At 66.2% G+C, this 12,599-nt stretch carries 10 protein-coding genes; 5 read left to right on the top strand and 5 right to left on the bottom strand.

Annotated features, from left to right (window positions below; translation table 11 throughout):
* Positions 1-8 precede the first annotated feature (8 nt).
* The 3 genes from A6F68_RS03195 (at position 9) to A6F68_RS03185 (ending at position 5,316) form a co-directional block, all read left to right on the top strand.
* On the top strand, positions 9-3,470 hold the full coding sequence (locus A6F68_RS03195; protein WP_067676231.1) for an efflux RND transporter permease subunit: 3,462 nt from the start codon (positions 9-11) through the stop codon (positions 3,468-3,470).
* Between the two features lie 77 nt (positions 3,471-3,547).
* The gene (locus tag A6F68_RS03190; protein WP_067681957.1) at positions 3,548-4,759 is read left to right on the top strand and encodes a DUF445 domain-containing protein; all 1,212 of its coding nucleotides are present in this window, start codon (positions 3,548-3,550) and stop codon (positions 4,757-4,759) included.
* On the top strand, positions 4,756-5,316 hold the full coding sequence (locus tag A6F68_RS03185; RefSeq protein WP_232308187.1) for a GNAT family N-acetyltransferase: 561 nt from the start codon (positions 4,756-4,758) through the stop codon (positions 5,314-5,316). Before A6F68_RS03190 ends, A6F68_RS03185 begins: the two co-directional genes overlap by 4 nt.
* Here the strand turns inward: A6F68_RS03185 and A6F68_RS03180 are convergent.
* From A6F68_RS03180 to sucC, 4 genes are all read right to left on the bottom strand, one after another.
* Complete coding sequence (locus A6F68_RS03180) at positions 5,294-6,202, bottom strand: energy transducer TonB (RefSeq protein ID WP_084001552.1); 909 nt, start codon at positions 6,200-6,202, stop codon at positions 5,294-5,296. The two genes, A6F68_RS03185 and A6F68_RS03180, sit on opposite strands and share 23 nt — an antisense overlap.
* A 54-nt stretch (positions 6,203-6,256) precedes the next feature.
* Positions 6,257-7,186 (bottom strand): electron transfer flavoprotein subunit alpha/FixB family protein, encoded by a 930-nt coding sequence (locus A6F68_RS03175; RefSeq protein ID WP_067676226.1) that lies wholly within the window; start codon positions 7,184-7,186, stop codon positions 6,257-6,259.
* A gap of 25 nt (positions 7,187-7,211) precedes the next feature.
* Complete coding sequence (locus A6F68_RS03170) at positions 7,212-7,964, bottom strand: electron transfer flavoprotein subunit beta/FixA family protein (protein ID WP_067676223.1); 753 nt, start codon at positions 7,962-7,964, stop codon at positions 7,212-7,214.
* A 65-nt stretch (positions 7,965-8,029) separates the two neighbouring features.
* Entirely contained in the window at positions 8,030-9,226 is a 1,197-nt protein-coding gene (gene sucC, locus A6F68_RS03165; RefSeq protein ID WP_067676221.1) for an ADP-forming succinate--CoA ligase subunit beta, read from the bottom strand.
* 112 nt (positions 9,227-9,338) lie between these two features.
* Here sucC and A6F68_RS03160 point away from each other — a divergent pair, with 112 nt between their 5' ends.
* Positions 9,339-10,118, top strand: coding sequence for a 3'(2'),5'-bisphosphate nucleotidase CysQ (locus A6F68_RS03160; RefSeq protein ID WP_067676218.1), 780 nt, complete (start codon positions 9,339-9,341; stop codon positions 10,116-10,118).
* Between the two features lie 67 nt (positions 10,119-10,185).
* Here the strand turns inward: A6F68_RS03160 and A6F68_RS03155 are convergent, their stop codons facing one another.
* The gene (locus A6F68_RS03155) at positions 10,186-10,869 is read right to left on the bottom strand and encodes a YiaD family glycine zipper/OmpA-like lipoprotein (protein ID WP_067676210.1); all 684 of its coding nucleotides are present in this window, start codon (positions 10,867-10,869) and stop codon (positions 10,186-10,188) included.
* 157 nt (positions 10,870-11,026) lie between these two features.
* Here A6F68_RS03155 and A6F68_RS03150 point away from each other — a divergent pair, with 157 nt between their 5' ends.
* Entirely contained in the window at positions 11,027-12,319 is a 1,293-nt protein-coding gene (locus A6F68_RS03150) for a hemolysin family protein (RefSeq protein ID WP_067676208.1), read from the top strand.
* Positions 12,320-12,599: the final 280 nt, after the last annotated feature.

The raw sequence follows: 12,599 nt of genomic DNA, 5'->3' as shown, positions 1-12,599 counted from the left end.
GCCCGATCATGAACTTCCGCAACATCTCCGCGTGGTCGATCCGCAACCCGGTGATCCCGCTGGTCATGTTCACGGCCCTCCTTTTCGCGGGCCTGCTGAGCTTTGCGCGGATGGACGTGGTCAACAATCCCGACATCGAGTTCCCGGGAGTCAGCGTCAACATCTCGCAACCCGGCGCCGCGCCGACCGAGATCGAGAACCAGATCACGCAGAAGATCGAAGCGTCGATCCGTTCGCTCCAGGGCGTGCGGAATATCTCTTCGACCGCCAGCGAGGGCAATTCGAGCACCTTCGTCGAGTTCGAGGTCGGAACCGACGTCAACGCGGCCGTGTCCGAGGTCAAGAACGCGGTCGACGCGACCCGGGGCAGCCTGCCCGACGGCATCCTCGAGCCGCGCATCAGCAAGGCGGAAATCGCTGGCGGCTTCCTCGGCATCTTCGCCGCCGAAGCCGACGACATGACGATCGAGCAGCTGAGCTGGTTCATCGACGATACGGTCGCCAAGCAACTCCTCTCGATCGAGGGCATGGCGAGCGTGAACCGCTTCGCGGGCGTCGACCGCGAGATCGAGGTGATCCTCGATCCGGCGCGGATGCAGGCGCTTGGCGTGACCGCGGGGCAGATCAACGCCCTCTTGCGCCAGGACAACCTCGACGCGGCAGGTGGACGGGCCGAAGTCGGCGGCACCCGTCAGTCGGTCCGCGTGCTGGGCAGCAACAACACCGCCTACGAGTTGTCGCAGCGGCAGATACGGGCGGCTCGCGGCGGCACGATCAAGCTCGCCGACGTCGCCACTGTGCGTGACGGCTATTCCGAGCGGACCTCGATCAGCAAGGTGCGCGACAAGGAAGTCGTCAACTTCGCGATGTCGCGCGCGCGCGGCGCGTCGGACGTGACGGTCTTCAACGATGCCAAGGAAGTCATCGCCAAGATCGAGAAGGAAAATCCCGGCGTCCGCTTCATCCCGCTGTTCAACACGGTGAAGTACACCGAGGACCAGTACGAAACATCGCTCGCCGCCATGATCGAAGGCGCGATCCTTGCGGTCGTCGTGGTGTTCTTCTTCCTGCGCGACTGGCGCGCCACGGTAATCAGCGCGATCGCGATCCCCCTGTCAGCGATCCCGACGTTCTGGTTCATGGACCTCCTCGGGTTCAACCTGAACCAGATGTCCCTCCTTGCGCTGGGTCTGGTCGCGGGCGTGCTGGTCGACGACGCGATCGTCGAGATCGAGAACATCGTCAGACACATGCGCATGGGCAAATCGGCCTACCAGGCGTCGATCGACGCGGCCGACGAGATCGGGCTTGCCGTGGTCGCGACCAGCTTCTGCATCGTCGCGGTCTTCCTCCCCGTCGGCCTGATGCCGGGCGTAACCGGGCAGTTCTTCAAGAACTTCGGTCTGACCGTCGTTGCCGCGGTGCTCATGAGCCTCGCCGTGGCGCGCATGATCACGCCGATGCTCGCAGCCTATTTCCTCGAGGCGAAGGGGCATGCCGAGCATGGAGAGGGGCCGTGGATGGACCGCTACATGCGCGTTCTTGCGTGGTCGCTGGACAAGTCGGAAATGGTCGCGGCACGCGCCGGCCTGCCGGGGCCGCGTCGCCGGTTCCTGTACATCCCCGCTCTGATCGTATTCTGCCTCCTCCTCATCGTCGTCGCTGGCGCCGGAGTCATGGGCAGCTACCAGGCGATGTCCGCGCTCGAGGTTCCGGAAACAATCGCCGATCTGGTTGCCTCCGACCGCAACTCGGTCCTGTGGGACGTGATCAATCGTCCGATCGCGTTCTTCCAGCTGATTGTCGCGGTGCTGGCAGGCTTCGTCGCCGGGTTCATCGTGTTCAAGGTCGTCGGCTTCCTGATCAGCCGGTTCGGCGCGGCCATGCGCGACAACTGGCGCTACCTTGCGGCGCGCTTCCTCGACCGGCGGGTTTGGATGATCGCGCTCGGCTACTTCTCGTTCATCCTCACCGTCCTGCTGATCAGCAACACGCCCTTCCAGTTCGAGCCCGAGACCGACCAGGACAACAGCCGGGTCGAGATCGAGATGGTCCCCGGCACGACGCTCGAATCGACCGAGCGGGTCGCGGACGAGGTCGCCGCGCTGCTCTACCAGCAGCCCGAGGTCCTGCGCGCGCTCGAACGCGTCCGCGAAGGCCAGGCGACGATCTACATCACGCTGAAGCCCGATCGCGAGCGCAAGTCGTTCGAGTTCGAGCGCGAACTCGCGCCCGTCCTCGCGCGCTTCGCCGACGCACGGGTCCGTTTTCAGGCCGATGGCGGCCCCGGCGGGCCGGGGAGCGGGCGCGACATCACCATCATGCTCGCGGGGTCCGATCCCGACCTGCTGCTGGGCACCGCGGGCAAGTTGGTCGAGGAAATGAAGGGCGTGCGCTCGATCGTCGCTCCGCGCATTTCGGCCGACATCCCGCGTCCGGAAATCCTGATCCGTCCGCGTCCCGATCTCGCCGCCGACCTCGGCGTGACCACCGTCGCCCTGAGCCAGGCCATCCGCATCGCGACCCTCGGCGAGATCGAGCAGAACGCGGCCAAGTTCTCATTGAGCGACCGCCAGATCCCCATCCGCGTCAAGCTGCCCAAGGACTCGCGGCAGGACATCGATACGATCGCCAACCTGCCGGTCCCGACGGCCAGCGGCGCGTCGGTTCCGCTCGGGCGCGTGGCCGAGATATCCTTCGGTGCCGGCCCGACGAGCATCCAGCGCTACAACCAGAACCGCCGCGTCTTCATCGGCGCGGACTTGGCCGAAGGCGTGCTGCGCGGCAACGCGATGGAGGAGATCAATAAGCTGCCGACCCTGGCGGACCTGCCCCAGGGCGTGATCCGCGACCAGGTCGGCCAGGACGAGCTGCAGAACGAGCTCCTGACCAACTTCCAGATCGCGCTCGTCGCGGGCATCCTGCTCGTCTTCGCGACGCTGGTGCTGCTCTACAAGCGGCTGATGAGCCCGATCGTCAACATGTGCTCGTTGCTGCTTGCACCGCTCGGCGGCGTGTTCCTGGTCTACATCTTCGGCCAGCCGCTGTCCTTCCCGGTTCTGATCGGCATCCTGCTTCTGCTCGGGATCGTGTCGAAGAACTCGATCCTGCTGATCGACTTCGCGATCGAATCGATGGAGGCGGGGACGCGCAAGTTCGAGGCGATCATGGATGCCGGGCACAAGCGCGCGCAGCCGATCGTGATGACGACCGTGGCGATGACAGCGGGCATGATCCCGACGGCGCTGTCGCTGTCCGGCGACGGAGCCTGGCGCGCGCCCATGGGCACGGTGGTGATCGGCGGCCTGATCCTGTCGACCGTGCTCACCCTGCTGATCGTGCCGGCAGGCTTCAGCCTTGCCGACAGCCTCGAGAAGCGCATGGGCCCGTGGATGCGGCGCAAGTTCCTCACCTACGATCCCGCCAAGCACGGCGATAGCGCCGCGCCGGCAGCGCTTCCGGCCGAGTGACCGGGGAAACCCGTCCGCTCTTCCCGCGTTGGCAGCGCATGGGGGGCACCCGCGCACTGCCAGACCGCGCCGCGACGATGCGCCGCACCGCGACCGGCCTGCTGGTCGCGATGGCGGGCATCTATGTCCTGGCCGGCCAGTACCTCGGCCTCCATCCGTCGATCGGATACGTGCGTGCTTTCGCCGAAGCCGCAATGGTCGGCGGGCTGGCGGACTGGTTCGCGGTGACCGCGCTGTTCCGCCGCCCGCTCGGCCTGCCCATTCCGCACACCGCGATCATTCCCGAGAACAAGGATCGCATCGCCGACACGATGGCGCAGTTCCTCCAGGACAACTTCCTGACACCCGCGGTCGTCGCCCGGCGGATGCAGGACATGAACCTGGCGAAGGCTGCAGGCGAGTATCTCGCCGCGCCCGCCAAGGGAGATACCGGTGAGCGCATCCGCGCGGGGGCAGGCGAACTGATCGCCGAATTCCTCGAATCGCTCGATCCGGAACGGCTGGGGTCGCAGATGCGCAGCGGCCTCAAGACCATTGCCGCGCGGGTCGAGATCGCACCGCTGGCGGGCCAGCTCCTGACCGCCGCGATCGCGGACAAGCGGCACCTTCCGCTCATCGATTCCGCGATCCGCTGGGCCGGCCTGACGATCGAGGCGAACGAGGACATGATCCGCGCCATGATCCACGAAAAGGCGAACGGCCTCGTCCGCTGGACAGGCCTCGACGAGAAGCTCGCCAACTCGGTGCTCGACGGGCTCTACAAGCTGCTGGCCGAAGTGCTGGTCGATCCCGAGCACCCCTTGCGCGGCAAGTTGGAGGAAGGGCTGGCGCAGCTGGCCCACGACCTTTTGCACGATCCGGAAATGCAGGCGCGGGTCGAAAAGGCGAAGAACGACCTGCTCGACAATCCGGTCGTCGGCCGGTGGTGGCTCGGCGTCTGGGAGCGCATCCGCGGCGGCCTGCTCAAGACGGCGCGAGAGCCCGGCGGCGGCCTGTCCGCCGCGTTCGCCGATACGATCGCCGACCTCGGTACGGCACTACAGGGCGACCCGCGCCTTCAGGTCCAGATCAACCGGTTTGCCAGGCGCACGGCGGTCGGTGTCGCGACCCGTTACGGCGGGCAGATCGTCCGCCTGGTTTCCGAGACGGTCAAGCGGTGGGACGCGCACACGGTGACCGACCGGATCGAAAGCGCGGTCGGCCGCGACCTCCAGTTCATCCGCATGAACGGCACGCTCGTCGGCGGACTGGTGGGCGTGACCATCCATGCGGTCGAGGCCGCACTGTGAGCGAGCCGTTGCTGCGCGACAACGCGCCGCTCCTGACCACCGAACGGCTCGAGCTCTGGCGGCCGCAGCCGGGCGACGAACCGCAGATGTTCGCCATCATGCAGGACCCGCGCACCTGGCGTTACTTCGGCGCGACACCGTCGCGGGTCGACCATGTCACCCGCTTCATGCGCAACGCGGGGAGCTGGCAGCTCCACGGCTACGGCAGTTTCATGGTCCGCTCGAGGGGCGAGGAACCGGTCGTGGGCAACTGCGGCGTGTTCCATACCTGGCGTGGGCTCGGCGAGGATTTCGACGACAAGCCCGAAGCCGGGTGGATCGTCGCCGCCGACCATGCCGGCAAGGGCTATGCCCGCGAGGCGATGGACGCGGCGCTGGCGTGGTTCGACGCAACGCACGGCCCGCGCGAGGTCGTGTGCATCATCCACCCCGACAACGCGCCGTCGAACAAGCTGGCTGGCAGACTGGGCTTCGAACCCACCCGGCTGACCGAGTTGGCGCCGGATAACCCGGTGCAGGTATTCAGCCGCGTCGCTAATTCGCCAGTTCGAACCTGACCGACGAGCGCCAATAGGACTTCATCGGCTGACCCTGCGCATTGAGCGCGGGATGGAAATGCGCCCGCTTCATGATCAGACGGCACACGACCCCGCCGAATTCCGGCGGATCTGTCGCCTGCTGGATGGTGCAGGCCGTCGGTTCTCCCGCCGCGTCGACATCGAGACGAAACCAGACAATGCCCTGTTTGTTGTCGCGGAGCATATCGCTCGGGTATTCGTTGAATCCAATCCATTCGCCCGGATTGTTCTTCGGGTAAGGGGCCCGCGTCCTTCCGCGATGCTCGGCCAGATCGAGCCCCCAATGCGTGATCAATTCCTCCGTGCAGGCGTTCATCGCCGCGATCGGCTGTTCCAGAGATCCCAGTGAAAGCCGCACGACCGGTGCGCCCTTATCGAGAAGCTCGAACGAACTTATGGATTTGACCGCCTCGGGCTCGAGAAATGTCTCCAAGGGATCGGGAGTGTAATTCGATGAGCCTAAGGGGGCGAACGGCTTGCTCGGACCGGTGTCCGGTTCGGGCAGCAGCGACACCCCGGTCGACAGGACGCCTTCGCCGTATGGGCCCATCGTCGATCCGCGGACCTTGTCAGATTCGACGGTCGCCCCGCCCGATCCGAAGCGCAGCGTCGGCTTGCGCCTCGCCTCGATGCGGAACGGCTTGCCCGCGGCGAGCACCGTGAAGTGGCTGCCGGGCTCATACTGCTCGAGGTAGAAGACCGATTTGTCCGCATCGGCCCCGAATTGGCGCGCGAGGCGGCAATGCCCCTCGCCGTAATCCATGTACCACTTCGAACTCGGCTTGAGGACAACCGGTGCCTCTTGCGAAGCGGCCTGCACCGGAGCGAGCAAGGTCGCCAAGGCAATCGTCAATCGTTTCAGCATGTTGCGCTCCCCGCCGTAGGAATACGGCGGGGAACGAACAATGCAACAGCCTTTTCAAAGCTTGTCGGTCAGCTCCGGCACGATCTTGAACAGGTCGCCAACCAGGCCGATGTCCGCGACCTGGAAGATCGGGGCATCCTCGTCCTTGTTGATGGCGATGATCGTCTTGGAATCCTTCATGCCGGCAAGGTGCTGGATCGCGCCCGAGATGCCGATCGCGATGTAGACTTCCGGCGCAACGATCTTGCCCGTCTGGCCGACCTGATAGTCGTTGGGCACGTAGCCCGCGTCGACCGCCGCGCGGCTCGCGCCGACGCCCGCGCCGAGCTTGTCGGCGAGCGGCAGGATGACCTGCTGGAAGGTTTCCGCGTCCTTCAGCGCGCGGCCGCCCGAGACGATCACCTTGGCGCTGGTCAGCTCGGGCCGCTCGCTCTTGGCGAGTTCGCTGCCGACGAAGCTGCTGGTGCCCGCGTCGGCGGGGCCGCTGACGGCCTCGACGGCGCCCGACCCGCCCTCGCTCGCCGCCTTGTCGAACGCGGTGCCGCGCACGGTGATGACGAGCTTGGGGTCGGAGCTTTCGACCGTGGCGATCGCGTTGCCGGCATAGATCGGCCGGGTGAAGGTCTTGTCGCCCTCGATCCCGATGATCTCGGAAATCTGCATGACGTCGAGCAACGCGGCGACGCGCGGCGCGATGTTCTTGCCGGTGGTGGTCGCCGGCGCGAGAAACGCGTCGTGGTGACCCATGAGATCGGCGACGAGCGGCGCGACGTTTTCGGGCAGCTGGTGCTCGTACGCGGCATCGTCGGCAAGGTGGACCTTGCCCACGCCCGCGATCTTCGCGGCGGCATCGGCCACGCCCGCACAGCCCTTGCCGGCGACCAGCAGGTGCACTTCGCCGAGCTTCGCGGCGGCGGTGACGACCGCGAGAGTCGCATCCTTCACCGAGGCGTTGTCGTGTTCGACCAGAACGAGAGTCTTCATTGCTTCAATCCTTTCCCGTTCGAGCTCAGGCGATGCCGAGGGCTTTGAGCTTGGCGACCAGTTCGTCGACGTCGGCGACCTTGACGCCAGCGCTGCGCACCGGCGGCTCGGCGACCTTGAGGGTCTTCAGGCGCGGGCTCACGTCGACGCCGTAGTCGGCGGGCGACTTGGTATCGAGCGGCTTCGACTTCGCCTTCATGATGTTGGGCAGCGAGGCGTAGCGCGGCTCGTTGAGGCGGAGGTCGGTGGTGACGATCGCGGGAAGGCTCAGCTTCACCGTTTCGAGGCCGCCGTCGATTTCGCGCTTCACGGTCACGTGGTCGCCCTCGACCGCGACGGTGTTGGCGAAAGTGCCCTGCGGACGGCCCATCAGCGCGGCGAGCATCTGGCCGGTCTGGTTCGAATCGTCGTCGATCGCCTGCTTTCCGAGGATCACGAGGCCCGGGCTTTCCGCATCCGCGATGCCCTTGAGGATCTTGGCTACCGCCAGCGGTTCGACCTCGGTGCCGTCATCGACCTGCACCAGAATCGCGCGGTCCGCGCCCATCGCAAGGCCCGTGCGCAGCGTTTCGGTCGCCTTGGCGGGACCGATCGACACCACCACGACCTCGGTCGCCGCGCCCTTTTCCTTGAGGCGCAGGGCTTCCTCGACCGCGATCTCGTCGAACGGGTTCATGCTCATCTTGACGTTGGCGAGATCGACACCCGAACCGTCGGCCTTGACCCGCGGCTTCACGTTGTAATCGATCACCCGCTTTACGGGGACGAGGATCTTCATGGCATCTTCCTTGTCACTTCGGCGCTGTCGCCGCGCCGTCTAGATAACCTTTACGTTAACGTCAACTAGGCCGCTTTCTTGACCTCGGCGACGATCTTGCGCGCGGCATCGCCCAGGTCGTCGGCGCTGACGATCGGCAGGCCCGAATTGTTCAGGATCGCCTTGCCCTGCTCGACGTTCGTGCCTTCCAGCCTAACGACCAGGGGCACGGAAAGGTTCACGTCTTTCGCCGCGGCGACGATGCCGTCAGCGATCACGTCGCACTTCATGATCCCGCCAAAGATGTTGACGAGGATGCCTTCGACCGCCGGGTCCTTGAGGATGATCTTGAAAGCCGCGGTCACCTTCTCGCGGCTCGCGCCGCCGCCCACGTCGAGGAAGTTGGCCGGGAACGCGCCGTTCAGCTTGATGATGTCCATCGTCGCCATGGCGAGGCCCGCGCCATTGACCATGCAGCCGATGTTGCCGTCGAGCTTGATGTAGGCAAGGTCGTACTCGCTCGCCTCGACCTCGGCCGGGTCCTCTTCGGTCTCGTCGCGCAGCGCCTCGATGTCCTTGTGGCGATAGAGCGCGTTGGAATCGAAGCTCATCTTCGCGTCGAGCACCATCAGCTTGCCGTCCGATTCGGCGAGCGGGTTGATCTCGATCATCGAGCAGTCGAGCGCCATGAACGCATCGTAGAGCTGTTTGCCCAGCTTCTGCGCCTGCTTGTTGAGGTCGCCCGACAGCTTGAGCCCGAATGCGAGCGAGCGGCCGTGGTGCGGCATGAAACCCTGTGCCGGGTCGATGACGATCGTCGTGATCTTCTCGGGAGTCTCATGGGCGACGTCCTCGATGCTCATCCCGCCTTCGGTGGAGGCGATCATCGCGACGCGCCCGGTCGCGCGGTCGACCACCATCGACAGATAGTACTCCTTGCCGATGTCGACCCCGTCGGTGATGTAGAGGCGGTTGACCTGCTTGCCGGCATCGCCGGTCTGGATGGTCACCAGCGTGTTGCCGAGCATGTCCCTGGCGTTCGTTTCGACTTCCTCGATCGACTTTGCCAGCCGCACGCCGCCCTTCGCGCCGTGGGACAACTCCTTGAAGGTGCCCTTGCCGCGCCCGCCCGCGTGGATTTGCGCCTTGACCACCCAGAGCGGCCCCGGAAGGGATTTGGCTGCTGCCACCGCCTCTTCGACCGAAAGCGCGGGGATACCGGCGGGAACCGGGAGGCCATGTTTCGCCAGGAGGTCCTTGGCCTGGTATTCGTGGATGTTCATGAGGAGCGGGAGCTTTCCGGTAACGGGCGTGGAATCGCCATGACGATTTCGGGCGGCCTAAGCATGGATCGGCGCGCTTGAAAAGGGCGCGGGCACGCTGCAATGGCCGACGATGATCGATGCCGCGCGTCTCGACGAGATTGTCCAGGAGGCCGGGCGGATCGCGCTCGGCATGTGGCCGGGTGCGGGTCACACGCTCGAATCATGGGACAAGAAACCCGGCGACCCGGTCTGCGCGGCCGACATCGCGGTGGACACCTTCCTCAAGCGCGAATTGGGCGCGCTGCTGCCCGCCGCCGGGTGGTTGAGCGAGGAAACCGCCGACGATTTCACCCGGCTCGGCAAGCACTTGATCTGGCTGGTCGATCCGGTCGACGGAACGCGCGATTTCATCCGCGGGCGGACCGGGTGGGCGGTGTCGGTCGCGCTCATCAGCGGCGGTCGCCCGCTCATCGGCTCGCTCGCGGCACCGGCCCGGGATGAATTCTGGCATGCGATCGCAGGCCAGGGGGCATGGCGCAACGGCGAGCGCCTGGTCGCCTCGAGCCGCGCGGACTTCGCCGGCGCGCGCGTGCCGACCGATGCCTTGCCGAAGGACGACCGCGATCTCGCCATGGTCGACAAGCCGAACTCGATCGCCTTGCGCGCAGCGATGGTCGCCGCGAACGAGGCGGACCTGCTGGCTACGCTTCGCTGGGGTTGGGAATGGGACATCGGCGCCGCCGCGCTGATTGCACGCGAGGCAGGCGCGGCGACGACCGACGCCTTCGGGCGCCCGCTCGCCTACAACAAGCGCGATCCGCGTGCCTTCGGCCTGCTGATTAGCGCGCCGGGCATCCACAATGCCGCGGTGGAGCGCCTGGCCGAGCGGGCGAAGGCGATCGCAGGGTAACCACTCGCGAAAAAGGCCGGCCCCCTTGCGGAGACCGGCCCTTCGTGTGCGACCACTTCAAGCTGGATTACATCGCCGAGTTGGCTTCCTGCTGCGTGACAGGAATGATCTTGATTTCGACGCGGCGGTTCATCGGTTCGTTGACGTTGTCGCCGGTCGCAACCTTGAGCTGGGTCTCGCCGAAGCCCATCCAGCGGATGCGCGCCGAACTGACGCCGCGACCGATGAGGTAGTTGGAGACGGCCTGGGCGCGCTGTTCGGACAGGCGCTGGTTCGACGTGGCCGAGCCGACCGTGTCGGTGTGGCCGTATACGTCGACGAGGCTGTTCGGGTACTGCTGCAGGCTCGCGGCCACGCGGTCGAGCAGGGTCTGGAAGCCCGGGTTGATGGAGTAGCTGCCGGTGGCGAAGGTCACGCCGTCGGGCAGGTTGACGAGGATGGCCTGGCCGCCGTCGGTCTCGCTGACGTCGATGCCCGAGCCTGCGGTCTGCTCCTTCAGTTCCTTGATCTGCTGGTCCATCCGGTAGCCGACATAGCCGCCGAGCGCACCGCCCGCGACCGCACCGGCGATACGCGCGGTCTTGCCGCCGATCAGTCCGCCGAGAAGCGCACCGGCGACCGATCCGCCAACGCCGCCGATCGCGGCGCGAGAAACCTTCCTCTCTCCGGTGTTGGGATCGGTGACGCAGGCCGAAACGGTCAGCATCGACAGCACGGCAAAGCCTGCGGTGATCTTGCGCGAAATCTGCATGGGTATTCCCCTTTTTCTCATGTTCGTTCGGTGGTGCGCCGCTGGTGGCACACGCCGGAAGGCGAGCGCGCCCAACCCGCGCCTCGGGCGATGAAACGGACATCGCGCAAGCCCGTTCCCGCTGGCGCATGACGGCAAATGTGCTAGCGCTCGCCCGGTGACCCCTTTTCCCTGGACCGACCTTCTCATCATTGCCGGGCTGATCGTGCTCAACGGCCTGTTCGCGATGAGCGAGCTGGCGATCGTGTCGGCGCGTCCCGCCCGCCTGAAAGGCGCCGCCGATCGCGGCAGCAAGGCGGCGAAGATAGCACTCTCGCTCGCCGCCGACCCGGGGAAGTTCCTCTCGACCGTCCAGATCGGCATCACCCTCGTCGGCATTATCGCGGGCGCCTATTCCGGGTCGAGCCTTGGCGGACCGGTGGGCGAGCGACTGGCAGCACTCGGGGTGCCCGAGGAGTTCGCGCCCGAGGTCGGCTTCGCCGCGGTGATCGCGGTGACGACCTATCTCAGCCTCGTCGTCGGCGAACTCGTGCCGAAGCAGATCGCGCTGCGTGCGGCGCTGCCGATCGCACTGGCTGCCGCACCGCCGATGGCATTCCTTGCCAAGGTGGCCGCGCCGATCGTGTGGCTGCTCGACGTGTCGTCATCCCTGCTCATCCGGCTGATGGGCGTGCGCCCCGCGGGTCAGTCCAACGTGACCGCCGAAGAGCTGCACATGATCTTTGCCGAGGCCACGCACTCCGGCATCATCGAAAGCGGGCAGAGCGAGATCCTGGCCGGCGTGGTCAAGCTGGCCGAGCGGCCGGTCCGCGCGCTGATGACTCCGCGCACCGAGCTCGACTGGCTCGACCTCCACGCGCCCGAGGTCGACCTGCGCGCACGGATCGACGCCAGCCCACACTCGCTCCTGCCGGTGGCCGAGGGCTCGCCCGATCGCATCCTCGGGGTCGTCAAGGTACGCGAAGTGCTCGGCGAACTGCTTGCCGGGCGCACCGTCGATCTTACGCGCCTGATGAAGAAGCCCGAGATCATCCCCGACCAGCTCGACGCGATGGACGCCTTGCGCACGTTGCAGCAGGCCGAAGTGGCGATGGCGATGGTCCACGACGAATACGGCCACCTCGAGGGCATCGTGACGCCGGTCGACCTGCTGACCGCCATCGTCGGCAACTTCGCGTCCGACAGCGATCTCGGCGAGGCGCCCACGATCGTCGAGCGCGACGACGGCAGCCTGCTAATCTCGGGCGCGCTGCCCGTCGACGAGATGGCCGACCGCCTGGCGATCGACCTGCCCGAAGACCACGAATTCGCGACCGCCGCGGGCTATGTGCTGTGGCACCTCAAGAAGCTGCCCGACGAGGGCGAAAGCTTCGTCGACCAGGGCTGGAGGATTGAGGTGGTCGACATGGACGGACGCAAGATCGACAAGCTGATCGCTGTGTCGGTTTGAGCTGACTCTTGTTTTTCGAAGGCGCCTCCGCGCCTTCGTCCTCGCGGCTGTTTCCTCCGCTTTGCTACGGAGCCGCTGCGGACGCGCGGTCGCGCTTGCGGTCGGCTGGTCGCCGACCGTCTCTCGCGTCATTGATGTCGCTAGAGCACGGCGCGCGACCAGCGCGCCGCAAGGCCGAACGGCCGCCCGCAGGTGCCGCGAAACGAAGTGGAGCGATCAGCACCGAGGACCGGACGCGCGGAGGCGCGTTCGGAAAACCAAAAATCAGTTAATCCGGGTC

Source organism: Tsuneonella dongtanensis, assembly GCF_001698205.1.
Lineage (GTDB): Bacteria > Pseudomonadota > Alphaproteobacteria > Sphingomonadales > Sphingomonadaceae > Tsuneonella > Tsuneonella dongtanensis.
Note: the sequence above shows the minus strand (reverse complement) of the source record. Positions and strands in the feature narration are given on the sequence as shown.

Bases quoted from the DNA above. Each gene is read 5' to 3' on its own strand.
- A6F68_RS03195 (WP_067676231.1), top strand. From the start codon at position 9: ATGAACTTCCGCAACATCTCCGCGTGGTCGATCCGCAACCCGGTGATC.
- A6F68_RS03190 (WP_067681957.1), top strand. From the start codon at position 3,548: ATGCGCCGCACCGCGACCGGCCTGCTGGTCGCGATGGCGGGCATCTAT.
- A6F68_RS03180 (WP_084001552.1), bottom strand. From the start codon at position 6,202: ATGCTGAAACGATTGACGATTGCCTTGGCGACCTTGCTCGCTCCGGTG.
- A6F68_RS03175 (WP_067676226.1), bottom strand. From the start codon at position 7,186: ATGAAGACTCTCGTTCTGGTCGAACACGACAACGCCTCGGTGAAGGAT.
- A6F68_RS03170 (WP_067676223.1), bottom strand. From the start codon at position 7,964: ATGAAGATCCTCGTCCCCGTAAAGCGGGTGATCGATTACAACGTGAAG.
- sucC (WP_067676221.1), bottom strand. From the start codon at position 9,226: ATGAACATCCACGAATACCAGGCCAAGGACCTCCTGGCGAAACATGGC.
- A6F68_RS03160 (WP_067676218.1), top strand. From the start codon at position 9,339: ATGATCGATGCCGCGCGTCTCGACGAGATTGTCCAGGAGGCCGGGCGG.
- A6F68_RS03155 (WP_067676210.1), bottom strand. From the start codon at position 10,869: ATGCAGATTTCGCGCAAGATCACCGCAGGCTTTGCCGTGCTGTCGATG.